Below are 14,130 nucleotides of genomic sequence, written 5' to 3' on the forward strand. Positions count from 1 at the left end.
TGAGGAAACCCACACCGGACTCGCACGTGCGCGGCACGGCGAAGTGGTACGTCACTTGCCAAGTCGGGCGGGACCGCCGCCAGGTTGCCGCGCCGCACCGAGGGTGGCGCAGATCACAGCGACCACCATGCCGCCCAGCAGGAAGAGATAGGAGGAGCCCGAGGCACTGAACAGGAAGTCGCCTTCCGGGCGCGAGGTGGTGAGCAGGATGACGGCGACGATCCAGCCGGCCACCGGTGCCACGGCGCCGCCCCGGCCGCCGGTGGCGTACGCCCCGCCGAGGAAGAGGCCGGCCGCGCCGGCGAGGGCGAGCAGCAGTCCGCCGGGGAACCAGGCGGCCTGGACGAGGGTCCCGGCGAGCCCGACGGCGGCACCGAGCAGGAAGAGTCCGAGGTAGGCGGCGATCCGCCCCGCGGAGGGCCGCTGCAGCGGCTGGGCGAGCAGCGGGCCCGGCTGGTTGTCGCTCACGCCCGTGCCTCCTCGACGCCCGCGAACAGGTCGCTCTCGCCGGGCTCGGCCGTGCCCCGCACCAGCTCGTAGTACTCGGTGGTGAACAGCGGCTGGGCCAGGTCGTTCGAGAGCGCGAAGTAGGGCTCGGCCACCACGATCTGGGTGGCGTGGGCGCGCATCGCGGCGGCCTTGGCGGCGGCGTACGCGGTGCCGTCGACGGCGGTGGTGACCTGGGCGTCGTCCACGACGCCCGGCACGTCGGCCACCGAGGCGCTCTTGTCGAACGGCAGTGCGGCCAGCTCGTCCTGGAGGCGTTCGAAGGCGGCCTCGGCGACGGAGCGCGGGACGCGGTTCCAGTAGACCTTGTCGATGCGGTGCCCGCGCTCGTCCGCCAGTTCGACGGCGCGCATGGCGACCCGGTGGGCCTGGATGTGGTCCGGGTGGCCGTAGCCGCCGTTGTCGTCGTAGGTGACGAGCACCTGCGGGCGGACCTCCAGGATGACGTCGGCGAGCCGGCCTGCGGCCTCGTCGACGTCGGCCCGCCAGAAGCACCCGGGGTCCTCGTTGTCGGCGAGGCCCGTCATGCCGGAGTCCCCGAACCGCCCGGCCCCGCCGAGCAGCCGGGCGTCGCTCACCCCGAGCGCGCGGACGGCGTCGGCCAGCTCGCCGCGCCGGTGCATGCCCAGCGCGGCGCCGGTCAGGTGCCGCAGCCCGGCCGGGATGACCTCGCCGCGCTCGCCGAGGGTGCAGGTGACCAGGGTCACGTGGACGCCCTCGGCCGCGTACCGGGCCATGGTCGCGCCGTTGTTGATCGACTCGTCGTCCGGGTGCGCGTGCACCAGCAGCAGACGACGGGCTGGCAGTTCCGTCATGGGACCACCCTACGAGGTCACCGCGCCCGCGGCCGGGCACACGCGGCCGCCGGGAGCCGGTGCCGGAAGCCGCCCGGCGCCGCCGTCAGAACTTGATGCTGCCGATCATGCTCGCCACGTTGGTCGTCAGCTGGCTGATCGTGGGGGCGATGGTCGAGGAGGCGAGGTAGAAGCCGAGCAGCATGCAGATGAGCGCATGCCCGCCCTTCAGCCCCGATTTCTTGATCAGCAGGAAGACGATGATCGCCAGCAGCACCACCGCCGAAATCGAGAGTGCCACGGCGGTTCACCTCCAAAGATCGCCAGATCCGGATCAGTTGACCAAGTCCACGCAGGAGCCAGCAGGTTCATACCCACACAGCGGTAGTGATCATAACTATCCGTACTCGCGCATCGCTCGGCGCACGGCCGCACAAGGGGGCGCATGGCCAATATGGTCGGGCTATGACGACCGAGGCTGACTCCTTCCCCCGACGGCACGCCCGGACCCAGCGGTTCACGCTCGGCGCGCCGCGTTCGTTCAGCGTGGCGCCCGACGGTTCGCGTGTCGCGTTCCTGCGCTCCGGCTCCGGCGACGACCGGGCCAACTCCCTGTGGGTACTGGACCTTCCGGACGGCACCGAGCGCCCGGCCGCCGAGCCGCGCGCGCTCCTCGCGGGCGCCTCCGAGGAGCTGTCGGCGCAGGAGCGGGCGCGCCGCGAGCGCAGCCGGGAGGGCGGGGCCGGGATCGTCGGCTACGCCACCGACGCGGCGGTGGAGCTGGCGTCTTTCGCCTTGTCAGGGCGGCTTTTCACGGCCGAGCTGCGGGCCGGGACGACCCGCGAACTGCGCGTCCCGGGCCCGGTGATCGACCCCCGCCCGGCCCCCGACGGCCGGCACGTCGCGTACGTCGCCGGGGGTGCGCTGCGGGTCGTGGCGGCCGACGGCGAACAGGACCGGGCGCTCGCCGAGCCGGAGTCGGAGGCGGTCTCCTACGGTCTCGCCGAGTTCGTCGCGGCCGAGGAGATGGGGCGTTCGCGGGGCTTCTGGTGGGCGCCGGACGGGCGCCGGCTGCTCGTGGCGCGCGTGGACGACACGCCGGTGAGGCGGTGGTGGATCGCCGATCCGGCCCACCCGGAGCGTGAGCCACTCAACATCGCGTACCCCGCCGCGGGCACCCCGAACGCGGACGTGCGCCTGTTCGTCCTGGGCCTCGACGGGGAGCGCACGGAAGTCGCCTGGGACCGCGACCGCTACCCGTACCTGGCGCGTGTGCACTGGTCAGCGGCGGGGGCGCCGCTGCTGCTGGTGCAGGCGCGGGACCAGCGCGGCCAGCTGTTCCTGGCCGTGGATCCGGACACCGGGGCCACCCGGATGGTGCACGCCGACGAAGATCCGATTTGGCTGGAACTTTTCCCTGGAGTGCCCTGCTGGAGCCCTTCCGGGCAGCTTGTCCGCATCGCGGACGAGGGCGGCGCCCGGGTGCTGGCCGTCGGCGAACGCCCGCTGACCAGCGGTCAGTTGCACATCCGGGCGGTGCTGGACGTGGGCGGGAGCGACGTACTGGTTTCCGCCTCCGCGGGAGAGGAGGCACATGCCAAGGAAATTGGCGAAGTTCATGTGTACCGCGTGAACGAACTGGGTGTGGAACGTGTGTCGCAGGAGCCCGGTGTGCACACCGCGGTGCGAGCGGGGGATGTGACGGTGCTCGTCTCCGCCGCCCTGGACCGGCCGGGCGCGCGCGTGCGGGTGCTGCGGGACGGCAAAGCGGTGGCCACGGTCCGCTCGTACGCCGAGGATCCCGGTCTGTCCCCCCGGGTGACCCTGACCGAGGCGGGCGCACGTCGGATTCCGTGCGCCGTGCTCATGCCACGGGACCACCCCGGTGACACTCCCCTGCCGGTGCTGCTGGACCCGTACGGCGGCCCGCACGGCCAGCGGGTGGTCGCCGCGCACAACGCCCATCTGACCTCGCAGTGGTTCGCCGACCAGGGCTTCGCGGTGATCGTCGCCGACGGGCGCGGCACCCCGGGGCGCTCGCCGGCCTGGGAGAAGTCGGTCCGGGACGAGATCGCGGCCGTCGTGCTGGAGGACCAGGTGGCCGCGCTGCACGCGCTCGCCGAGCGGTTCCCGCTCGACCTGGGCCGGGTGGCGATCCGGGGCTGGTCCTTCGGCGGCTACCTCGCGGCGCTCGCCGCGCTGCGCCGCCCGGACGTCTTCCACGCGGCGGTCGTCGGCGCGCCGGTGACGGACCTCAGGCTGTACGACACCCATTACCAGGAGCGCTATCTCGGCGATCCGGACGAGCGGCCCGAGGTCTACCGCCGCAACTCGGTGGTCGGCGACGACGGCCTGGTCGACGCGGCCGAGCCGCACCGGCCGATGATGATCATCCACGGGCTGGCGGACGACAACGTGGTGGTCGCCCACTCCCTGCGGCTGTCCTCCGCCCTGCTGGCGGCCGGCCGCCAGCACGAGGTGCTGCCCCTGTCCGGGGTGACGCACATGACCCCGCAGGAGACGGTCGCCGAGAACCTGCTGCGGCTCCAGCTGGACTTCCTCAAGCGGTCGCTGGGCATGGCATAGCGCCGCATATCCCCCTCAACCGCGTTAACACACAGGCAACTTCACGGAAGCGGTACCGATATACGGACGAGGGAGTCTGAACAGCGTACGGCCGTGCGGGTGCCGTAAGCGGGCCGGGAGACGCGATGTCATCCCGGCCCGCTGCCGTTCTCCCCGGCCACACCCTCCGCCGGTACCACGCGCAGCTCCTCGGCGAAGTGGCAGGCGGAGTCGTGGGCTTCCGGCCCCCCGCCCCGGAAGCAGGGGGGGACCGCGAGCGCCGGGACCTCCACGGCGCACCGCTCGCGGGCCTTCCAGCAGCGGGTGCGAAAGCGGCAGCCGGAGGGGATGTTCGCCGGTGAGGGCACGTCGCCGCCGAGGATGATCCGCTCGCGCCGGTCACGGGCCTCGGGGTCGGGAACCGGGACCGCCGAGAGCAGCGCCTGGGTGTAGGGGTGCGTGGGGTGCTCGTAGATCTCGGTGTCCGTGCCGGTCTCCACGATCCGGCCCAGGTACATGACCCCGACGCGGTCGCAGATGTGCCGGACGATCGACAGGTCGTGGGCGATGAAGACGTAGGAGAGCCCGAACTCGGTCTGGAGCCGGTCGAGCAGGTTGATCACCTGGGCCTGGACGGAGACGTCCAGGGCGGAGACCGGTTCGTCGGCGACGATGATCTCCGGGCGCAGCGCCAACCCGCGTGCGATGCCGATGCGTTGGCGCTGGCCGCCGGAGAACTGGTGCGGATAGCGGTTGACGTACTCCGGGTTGAGGCCGACCACGTCCAGCAGTTCGCGCACCCGGCGGTCCCGGTCGCCCTTCGGGGCCGCCTCGGGGTGGATGTCGTACGGCTCCCCGACGATGTCGCCGACGGTCATGCGGGGGTTGAGGGAGGTGTACGGGTCCTGGAAGACCATCTGGATGTTGCGGCGTACGGCCTTCAGGGCGCGGCCGGACAGCCGGGTGATGTCCTCGCCCTTGAAGCGGACGGATCCGGCGGTGGGGCGTTCCAGGTTGCACAGCAGCTTGGCGACCGTGGACTTGCCGCAGCCCGACTCGCCGACGATGCCGAGGGTCTCGCCCGCACCGAGGGCGAAGTCGACACCGTCGACCGCCTTCACGGCGCCGATCTGCTTCCTGAAGAGGATGCCGCGGGTGAGCGGGTAGTGCTTGACGAGCCCGCTGACCTCCAGGATCGGCTCACTGCTCGGGGCCATGCAGGCACTCCCTCCAGAAGTGGCAGGCGCTGCCCCGGACGGGGGAGACCTCGTACAGGGGCGGCTCGTCCGTGCGGCAGACGTCCCGGGCCAGCGGGCAGCGGGGGTGGAAGGCGCAGCCGGGCGGGACGTCCATCAGGTTCGGCGGCAGGCCCTTGATGGCGTACAGCTCCCGGCCCTTGCGGTCCAGGCGCGGGACGGAGTCCAGCAGGCCCCGGGTGTAGGGGTGGGCGGGCGCCTTGTAGAGGTCGAGGACGGGCGCGGACTCGACGATCCGTCCCGCGTACATCACGGCGATGCGGTCGGCGACGTCCGCCACGACCCCCAGGTCGTGGGTGATGAGGATGAGCCCCATCCGGTACTCGCGCCGCAGCTCCGCGAGCAGGTCCATGACCTGCGCCTGCACGGTGACGTCGAGGGCGGTGGTGGGCTCGTCGGCGATGATCAGCGCCGGCTCCAGGGCCAGCGCCATGGCGATCATGATGCGCTGGCGCATGCCGCCGGAGAACTGATGGGGGTAGTCCCGCACCCGCTGCGCCGCCCCCGGGATCCGCACCCGGTCCATCAGCTCGACGGCCTTGGCCCGGGCGTCCTTCCTCGACATGCCCCGGTGCACGACGAACATCTCGCCGAGCTGGTCGCCGACGCAGAGCACGGGGTTGAGGGCCGACAGGGCGTCCTGGAAGATCATGGCCATCCCGGCACCCCTGATCTTCCGCCGCTCCTCTTCCCTCAGCTTCAGCAGGTCCTGCCCCTGGAAGAGGATCCGGCCCCCGGTGATCCTGCCGGGAGGCGTGTCGAGGATCCCCATCACCGCCTGGGCCGTCACCGACTTCCCCGACCCCGACTCCCCGAGCACGGCGAGGGTCTCCCCCGCGTCGACCTCGTAGCTCACCCCGTTGACAGCCCTCGCGACCCCGTCCCGCGTCCGGAACTCCACGCGCAGGTCCCGCACTTCGAGCAGCACGACAGCATCACCTCGTCTCGGGGCACGCGACCGCGCCGCGTGCGCGGGGGATTCCAGGGAGCACACCGGCGCCGCGTCCGTACGGAACTCCACGGCCCCCGCCTCTCACCGCAACCTCGGATCCAGCGCGTCACGCACCGCGTCGCCCAGCATGATGAAGGCCAGCACCGTGACGGCCAGGGCGCCCGAGGGCCACAGCAGGGCGTGGGGGGCGTTGCGGATGTAGGGGGAGGCGGCGGAGATGTCGATGCCCCAGGAGACGCTGGGTGGTTTGAGGCCGACGCCGAGGTAGGACAGGGTCGCCTCCAGGGCGATGTAGGTGCCGAGGGCGATGGTGGCGACCACGATCACCGGGGCCACGGCGTTGGGGGCGATGTGGCGCAGCAGGATGCGGGTGTCGGAGGCGCCGAGGGCGCGGGCGGCCTGGACGTAGTCGTGCTGCTTGGCGGTGATGACCGAGCCACGCGCGATACGGGAGATCTGCGGCCAGCCGAGCAGCACCATGAACCCGATGACCGGCCAGACCGTATTGCTGGTCACCACGGAGAGGAGGACGAGACCGCCGAGGACGACCGGGATCGCGAAGAAGATGTCCGTGACGCGGGACAGGATCGCGTCCCACGTCCCGCCGAAGTAGCCCGCGAGGCCCCCGAGGACGGAGCCGAGGACGGACACCCCGAGGGTGGCCAGCACACCGACCGTCACCGACGTGCGGGCGCCGTAGACGGTACGCGTGTAGACGTTGCAGCCCTGGCCGTCGTACCCGAAGGGCGCGCCCGGTCCGGAACTGTCCTGGGCCCGGGCCAGGTCGCAGGTGAGCGGGGAGCCGGAGGCGATCGCCGAGGGCCACAGGGAGACGAGGACCAGGAAGCAGATCACCAGCGCCGAGCCGAGGAAGACGGGGTTGCGGCGCAGGTCCCGCCAGGCGTCGGACCACAGGGACCGGGGCCGGCCGGTGACCGGCGCGGTCGGCGCCGCCGTCGGCTCCAGCGTCGTCGCCTCGCTCGCCGCGAGGTCCATGGCACCGCCCATGCCGGTGCCGGCGATCGCGCGCTCGGGCTCGTACGGCTGCTCAGGCATAGCGGATCCTCGGGTCGAGTACGGCGTACAGGAGGTCGACGAGGAGGTTGGCGATCAGGAAGACCAGCACGAGGACGGTCACGAAGCCCACGACCGTCTGCGTGTTCTGGCGCAGGATGCCCTGGTAGAGCTGGTAGCCGACGCCGTGGATGTTGAAGATGCGCTCGGTGACGATCGCGCCGCCCATGAGCGCGCCGATGTCGGTGCCGATGAACGTCACCACGGGGATGAGCGAGTTGCGCAGCAGGTGCCGTACGACGACCCGGCGCCTCGGCAGGCCCTTGGCGACGGCCGTACGGACGTAGTCGGACCGTTTGTTCTCGGCGATCGAGGTGCGGGTGAGCCGGGTGACGTAGGCGAGGGAGACCGAGGCGAGCACCAGGCCCGGCACGATCAGCTCGTCGAGCCGGGCGTCCAGCGAGACGGACGGTCTGATCCAGCCCCACTCGACGCCGAGCAGCAGTTGCAGCAGCAGGCCGGTGACGAACGTGGGGACGGAGATGACGACCAGCGTGCCGAGCAGGACACCCGTGTCGACGGGGCGGCCCCGGCGCAGGCCGGTCAGCACGCCCAGCGTGATCCCGATCGCGATCTCGAAGACGACGGCGACGATCGTCAGCCGGACGGTGACGGGGAACGCCGTCGACATCAGCTCGGTGACCTTCTGCCCGTTGAACGCCGTACCGAAGTCCCCGGTGAAGACGTTCCCCATGTACGTGGCGTACTGCTGCCAGACCGGCTTGTCCAAGCCGAACTCGCGCCGCAGCTGGGCGGCGGTGCCCGGGTCGCAGGCCCGCTCCCCGCACAGTCCCGCGACGGGGTCGCCCATCACGTTGACCATGAGGAAGATCAGCAGGGTGGACCCGATGAACACCGGGACCATCTGCAGCAGCCGCCGGATGACGTAGCGCCCCATGCCGGCTCAGCTGACCTTGATCGCGTCGTACACGGGGACGCTGAACGGATTGAGCGCCACGTCGGACAGCCGCTGTGAGTAGCCGCCGCTGCCGTTCTGGTACCACAGCGGGATGGCGGCCATGTTGTCGCGGACGACCTCCTCGGCCTGCTGGAAGTCGGCCACCGCCTTGGCCTGGTCCGTCTCGGCGTTGGCCCGGTCGATGAGCCGGTCGAACTCCCCGTCGGACCACTTGCCGTCGTTGGAGGAGGCGTCGGTGTAGTAGAGGGGCTGGAGGAAGTCCTGGATGAGGGGGTAGTCCATCTGCCAGCCCGAGCGGAACGGGCCGGGCATCTTGTGCTGCCCGATCTGGTTGCGGTAGTCGGCGTAGGTGCCGACGGGGTTGCCGACGCAGGCCTTGCCGTTGCCGAGGGCGTTGTTGATGGAGTTGCACACGGCGTCCACCCACTGTCGGTGCGAACCGGTGTCCGCGTTGTACGTGATCCGGACCTGGCCGCCGGGGATCCCGCCGCCCTCCTTGATCAGCTTCCTTGCCTCGGCGGGGTGGTACTCGCAGGCGGTGCCGCACAGGCCGGCCTTGTAGCCGCCGGCCGCGCCGAGCACCGGGGAGGTCCAGTCGGTGGCCGGGGTGCGGGTGCCGCGGAAGATGGTCCGCGTGATCTGCCGCCGGTCGATCGCCATGGAGAGCCCGGTGCGGACCTTCTGCGAGCCGGGCTTGTTCCAGGCGGGGTCGTAGTAGGGGAAGGCGATCGTCTGCAGGATGCCGGCGGGGGTGTTGATGTACCGGTCCCCCAGGTCGCTCCGCACGTTCTTCAGCTGGGCGGCGGGGATGTCGTCGACGAGGTCGAGGTTGCCGGCCATCAGGTCGGTGTAGGCGGTGTTGTTGTCCGTGTACACCCGCAGGGTCACGCCGCCGTTGCGCGCCTTGTCCGGGCCGGGGTAGGCGTCCCACTTCCGCAGGGTCATCTGCGCGCCCTTCGTGTACGACTCGATCGTGTACGGGCCGTTGCCGACCGGCTTGTCGAGCCAGGCCGCGTGGTCGGTGAAGAAGGCGCGGGGCAGCGGGGCGAAGGCGGCGTAGCCGAGGGTGTCGGGGAAGCCGGAGAACTTCTGGTCCAGCCTGACGGTGAAGGTGTGGTCGTCCACGACCCTGAGCCCGGAGAGGGTGTCGGCGCTCTGCCTGCCGCCGTTCTCGGGGTGCACCTTGTCGTAGCCGTCGATGTAGCCGAAGAAGTACGCGTTCTTCTGGTTGTTCCTGAGGCTCGCCCCGTAGTTCCAGGCGTCCACGAAGGAACGGGCGGTCACCTTCTCGCCGTTGGAGAAGCGCCAGTCCTTGAGCCGGACGGTGAAGTTCTGCGAGTCCTTGGTGTCGATGGACCGCGCGACCCAGTTCACGGCCTTGGCCGTCCTCGGGTCGTACCTCTTCAGTCCCCGGAAGATCATGTCGAGGACCTTGCCGCCCTGTACCTCGTTGGTGTTGGCCGGTTCCAGCGGGTTCTGCGGGTCGCCCCAGGAGGAGCTGAGCACCGCGGTGCCGACGCTGTCCCCCGCGCCGCCCCCGCAGCCCGTCGCGACGAGTGCCAGCGCCCCCGCCCCGGCGGCCCATCGCGCGAGCGAGGTTCCCCGCATATCCGCCTCCTCCGCGACACCAACCCGATACCGGCCAATATCGTCGGATCCCGCGCATTCCGCATGCTCGCCGCCGGATTGAGGGCCCTTTAGAGGGACACGTCATCCGAATGCGGGCGGCCACCCGGGGGGCCCGCGGACGATCTTGCGGACGAGCGCAATGGATCTCCGCGTAACGATGCCGAAACGTTGGATTGCGACGCGTCGATGTACGCATTTCGACACACGACCGTCCGCATAACGAACTCATTGACCGTTTCGCGCAGTTAGTCCGATGTGAAGCACGGATTGATTACAGCGCACTACCCGCGTAGCTACGGAACAGTCAAGGCCGAGTAAAGAAGGTAAAGACGCAACCAAGGCGGCCGAGAATTTATTGACCTTGAATGAATTGCGTTGAAAAAGTCCGGCGTAGCCCGTAGGGGAGTGCCCTGCGGAGCCTTGACCCACAAGGCACGGAGCATCATGACCACCCCCGCATCCCCTTCCCCGGCCGCCCCACTCGAGGTGACCGACGAAGACAGCGCCGCATCGGCGAAGCCCGACACCCCCAAGGGCACCGAGAGCCGCTCACCGGGACGGCTGGCCTGGATCCGCTTCAAGCGGGACCGGACGGGCGTCATATCCGCCTTCGTGGTGATCTTCTTCTTCGTCGTGGGCATCGGCGCGCCGCTGATCGCCAAGGTGTACGGCAAGAACCCGTACATCACCTACGGCCAGAACGACCCCAGCCTGCTCAACGACTACGGTTTCCCGGTCAAGCCCAACGGCGGCATGAGCGGCGACTTCTGGTTCGGCATCGACCCGCAGCTGGGCCGGGACGTCTTCACGTTCCTGTTCTATGCCATCCGCAACTCGCTGCTGATCGCCACGGCGACGGCCCTGCTGGTGACCGTTCTCGGCATCGTCATCGGCCTCACCGCCGGCTACCTGGGCGGCAAGACGGACTACCTGGTCGGCCGGATCATCGACGTCCTGCTGGCCTTCCCCCAGACGCTGTTCTTCATCTCGTTCTGGCCTGTGGTGCTGAACATCCTGGTCGCCCCGAACGAGTCGACCCCGACCTGGCTCACCGTCGTCAGCCTCATCTCCATCATGACGGCCTTCGGCTGGGCCTCCATCGCCCGCCTCTTGCGCGGTGAGGTTCTCGCCCTGCGCGAGCGGGAGTTCGTCGAGGCGGCAAAGGTCACCGGCGCCTCCCCGGCCCGCATCATCTTCAAGGAACTGCTGCCCAATCTGTGGACGCCGATCCTGATCCAGGCCACCCTGGCACTTCCGATGTACGTGACCACGGAAGCCGGCCTCGCCTTCCTCGGCGTCGGCCTGTCGGACCCGACTCCGGACTGGGGCGTGATGATGCAGTACGGCGCCCAGTACTACCAGTCCGACATCACGTACATGCTCTTCCCGGGCCTCACGATGGTGATCTTCGTCATCGCCTTCAACCTCCTCGGTGACTCGGTGCGCGACGCTCTGGACCCCAAGGCCAGGCGCTGAACAGCCCCTCCCACCTTCCGGCACGGGCGACGGGGCCCACCACCGGAGCAGTCCGTATCTCTCCATCAACAGAGCAGGATCAGGAAGCCATGTCCCTTTCCCGCAGAAACTTCGTCATCGCCACGTCGGTCGCGGCCGGCGGCTCCATGGTCCTCTCCGCGTGCAGCAGCGGCGGAGGCGGCGGGAACAGCTCATCCAACGGCGCGGGCACCCACACGTACACGGGGCACGTCACCGTCGGTACCAAGGAGGACTCAACGGGCCCCGCTCCCGAGATCCAGGGCGCGGTCAAGGGCGGCAACATCAACGGCCTGTCCCCTTCCGACTTCTCGCACCTGGACCCGCAGCGCATCTACTTCGCGTGGAACTCCGCCCTGGCCCTGCTGTACGTCCGCTGCCTGACCGGCTACAAGATCGCCCCCGACGGCTCGCAGAAGCTGGTCGGTGACCTCGCCACCGACACCGGCACCATGTCCAACGGCGGCAAGACCTGGACCTTCACCCTGAAGGACGGGCTGAAGTGGGAGGACGGCAGCGACCTCACCGTCGAGGACGTCCGCCACGGCATCGAGCGCGGCTTCGCCTCCTTCACCACCGAGGGCGCCCAGTACCTGCAGACTGCGCTCACCGGTTCCGCCGACTTCCGTTCGGTCTACAAGGGCCCGTACGACGGCAAGCACCTCGACGGCGTCGTCATCGACAGCGCCAAGAAGACCATCACCTTCAACCTGAAGACCGCGCAGCCGCAGCTCAACTTCATCCTGGCGATGCACTCCTACGGCGCCGTGCCGGTCAAGCACGACACCAAGGAGAAGTACGACAAGGACCCGGTGTCCTGCGGCCCGTACAGGCTGGCGGCACACGCGCCGGACAAGTCCCTGAAGATGGTCCGCAACCCGCACTGGGACCCCAAGACGGACCCCATCCGCAACGCCTACCCGGACAGCTTCAGCTTCGAGTTCGGCGTCGAGTCGCTGCCGGAGTCCGACCGCCTGATCGCCGACAGCGGCAACGACCAGTACACGATCATGGCGTACAACGGCGTGCCCGCCGAGCGCATCCAGAAGGTGCTGACCACCCCGGCCCTGAAGCAGCGCACCATCAACGGTCTGCTCACCGGCCTGTACTACTACGCCATCAACTGCAAGCGGATCACCGACCCGAAGGTCCGTCAGGCCCTGATCCACGCCTGGCCGTTGGAGCAGATCCGCCGCATCTACGGCGGTCCGTCCGCGGGTGACTACGCCACCTCCGTCCTCAGCCCCGACATCCTCGGCTACGCACACCAGGACGTCTTCGGCAAGCTGAAGAAGCCTCAGGGCGACACGGCCAAGGCCAAGGAGCTGCTGAAGGAGGCCGGCAAGCTCGGCCAGACGATCGTGTACACGTACCCCCAGGGCCGGGAGAGCGCGTACGAGAAGACCAAGATCGTCATTGCCAACGCCCTGAAGGAGGCGGGCTTCAACCCCGTCATCAAGCCGGTCGACTCGACCAGCTACTACGACCAGGTCCAGCAGATCAACAACCAGTTCGACGTGATGTGGTTCGGCTGGTCCCCGGACTGGCCGTCCGGCTACAGCGTGATCCAGCCGCTGTTCGACGGTGCCACCATCGCCAACGGCTCGAACAACGTCTCGCAGCTGAACGTTTCGTGGGTCAACCAGGCCATCAAGCAGAACGCCCTGATCACCGACCCGGTGAAGGCGGGCGCGGCCTGGGCCGCGCTGGACGAGAAGATCATGACGCAAGAGGCGCCGATCATCCCCGAAACCTTCCAGCGCCGCTTCTACCTGCACGGCAGCAAGGTCGGCGGCGCGCTCTTCGACCCGAACTTCTCCGCATTCGTCCTGTACAAGCTGTACGCCAAGGCCTGACGCCTGCCGGTCCAGGGGCGGGGCGCCCGTCGCGGCGCCCCGCCCGCCCGCCATAGCCCCTCTCACAGGCGTTCCCAGGGAATCCCATCGCCATGATCCGCTTCCTCATCCGCCGGACACTCGGCGCAGCGGTGATCCTTCTGATCATCAGTGCCATCACGTTCTTCTTGTTCTACGTCGCGCCCCGCGACCCCGCCCGAGTGGCCTGCGGCAAGGTCTGCACACCGCAGACCCTGAACCTGGTGCGGCACAACCTGGGGATCGCCGATCCGGTTCCGGTGCAGTACTGGCACTGGCTCGAAGGCATCTTCGTGGGCCGCGACTACGCCTCCTTCGGCCACTGCTCGGCCCCCTGCCTCGGCTACTCCTTCCAGTCGCAGACGCCGGTCCTCAACCTGATCCTCGACCGCTTCCCGACCACGATCGGGCTCTCCATCGGCTCCGCCGTGGTGTTCGTGATCTTCGGTGTCGGCACCGGCATGATCGCCGCGGTCAAGCAGGGCAAGGCCCTCGACAAGATCGCCTCGTCGGCCTCCCTGATCGGGTCCTCGCTGCAGATCTACATCGTCGGCATCATCGCGATGTACTACCTCTCGGACCAGTGGCACCTCCTCACCCGCCCCAACGACCACACGGGCTTCACCCAGGACCCGACGGCGTGGTTCGGCGGTCTGCTCCTGCCGTGGCTGGTGCTGGCGATCATCTTCACCGCCAACTACACCCGGATGACCCGCTCGCAGTTGGTCGAGACGCTCAACGAGGACTACGTCCGCACCGCACGCGCCAAGGGCCTGTCCCGGCGCACGGTGTTCTTCCGGTTCGCCTGGCGGGGCGCGATGGCCCCCATCGTGACCATCTTCGGCATCGACCTGGGCACCCTCCTCGGTGGTGCGATCATCACCGAGCAGACCTTCGGTCTGCACGGCATCGGCGCCCTGTCGATCAAGGCCGTGCGCGACAACGACCTGCCGATGCTGCTCGGTGTGATCCTGGTGGCTGCCGCCGCGATCGTCGTGTTCAACATCATCGTCGACGCGATCTACGCCGTCATCGACCCGCGCGTGCGCCTCGCGTAAGGAGAGAA

12 protein-coding genes are annotated in these 14,130 nt (G+C 69.3%); 4 read left to right on the forward strand and 8 right to left on the reverse strand.

What is annotated here, in order from left to right; translation table 11 throughout:
• Positions 1–51: 51 nt before the first annotated feature.
• The 3 genes from ACZ60X_RS15090 to ACZ60X_RS15100 form a co-directional block, all read right to left on the reverse strand.
• Positions 52–468 (reverse strand): DUF6113 family protein, encoded by a 417-nt coding sequence (locus ACZ60X_RS15090; RefSeq protein WP_469598090.1) that lies wholly within the window; start codon positions 466–468, stop codon positions 52–54.
• Entirely contained in the window at positions 465–1,322 is an 858-nt protein-coding gene (gene mshB / locus ACZ60X_RS15095; protein ID WP_469598092.1) for an N-acetyl-1-D-myo-inositol-2-amino-2-deoxy-alpha-D-glucopyranoside deacetylase, read from the reverse strand. The genes ACZ60X_RS15090 and mshB overlap by 4 nt, the downstream gene beginning before the upstream one ends.
• Before the next feature lie 85 nt (positions 1,323–1,407).
• Entirely contained in the window at positions 1,408–1,602 is a 195-nt protein-coding gene (locus tag ACZ60X_RS15100; RefSeq protein WP_469598094.1) for a hypothetical protein, read from the reverse strand.
• A 164-nt stretch (positions 1,603–1,766) separates the two neighbouring features.
• Between ACZ60X_RS15100 and ACZ60X_RS15105 the strand changes: the two genes are divergently transcribed.
• Positions 1,767–3,887 (forward strand): S9 family peptidase, encoded by a 2,121-nt coding sequence (locus ACZ60X_RS15105; RefSeq protein WP_469598096.1) that lies wholly within the window; start codon positions 1,767–1,769, stop codon positions 3,885–3,887.
• A 128-nt stretch (positions 3,888–4,015) separates the two neighbouring features.
• Here the strand turns inward: ACZ60X_RS15105 and ACZ60X_RS15110 are convergent, their stop codons facing one another.
• From ACZ60X_RS15110 to ACZ60X_RS15130, 5 genes are all read right to left on the reverse strand, one after another.
• Entirely contained in the window at positions 4,016–5,083 is a 1,068-nt protein-coding gene (locus tag ACZ60X_RS15110; RefSeq protein WP_469598099.1) for an ABC transporter ATP-binding protein, read from the reverse strand.
• Entirely contained in the window at positions 5,067–6,050 is a 984-nt protein-coding gene (locus ACZ60X_RS15115) for an ABC transporter ATP-binding protein (protein ID WP_469598101.1), read from the reverse strand. Before ACZ60X_RS15115 ends, ACZ60X_RS15110 begins: the two co-directional genes overlap by 17 nt.
• 105 nt (positions 6,051–6,155) lie before the next feature.
• Positions 6,156–7,130: an ABC transporter permease gene (locus tag ACZ60X_RS15120; RefSeq protein WP_469598104.1), complete on the reverse strand. Its 975-nt coding sequence runs from the start codon at positions 7,128–7,130 to the stop codon at positions 6,156–6,158.
• A complete protein-coding gene (locus tag ACZ60X_RS15125; protein ID WP_469598107.1) occupies positions 7,123–8,046 on the reverse strand; it encodes an ABC transporter permease in 924 nt (307 codons plus the stop codon). Before ACZ60X_RS15125 ends, ACZ60X_RS15120 begins: the two co-directional genes overlap by 8 nt.
• 6 nt (positions 8,047–8,052) lie before the next feature.
• Positions 8,053–9,675 (reverse strand): peptide ABC transporter substrate-binding protein, encoded by a 1,623-nt coding sequence (locus tag ACZ60X_RS15130; protein WP_469598109.1) that lies wholly within the window; start codon positions 9,673–9,675, stop codon positions 8,053–8,055.
• Between the two features lie 465 nt (positions 9,676–10,140).
• Here ACZ60X_RS15130 and ACZ60X_RS15135 point away from each other — a divergent pair, with 465 nt between their 5' ends.
• From ACZ60X_RS15135 to ACZ60X_RS15145, 3 genes are all read left to right on the forward strand, one after another.
• A complete protein-coding gene (locus tag ACZ60X_RS15135; protein ID WP_469598112.1) occupies positions 10,141–11,172 on the forward strand; it encodes an ABC transporter permease in 1,032 nt (343 codons plus the stop codon).
• A gap of 89 nt (positions 11,173–11,261) precedes the next feature.
• A complete protein-coding gene (locus ACZ60X_RS15140) occupies positions 11,262–13,046 on the forward strand; it encodes an ABC transporter substrate-binding protein (RefSeq protein ID WP_469598115.1) in 1,785 nt (594 codons plus the stop codon).
• Positions 13,047–13,138: 92 nt separating this feature from the next.
• Positions 13,139–14,122: an ABC transporter permease gene (locus ACZ60X_RS15145; RefSeq protein ID WP_469598117.1), complete on the forward strand. Its 984-nt coding sequence runs from the start codon at positions 13,139–13,141 to the stop codon at positions 14,120–14,122.
• Positions 14,123–14,130: the final 8 nt, after the last annotated feature.

Source organism: Streptomyces sp. NPDC104106 (assembly GCF_055584345.1).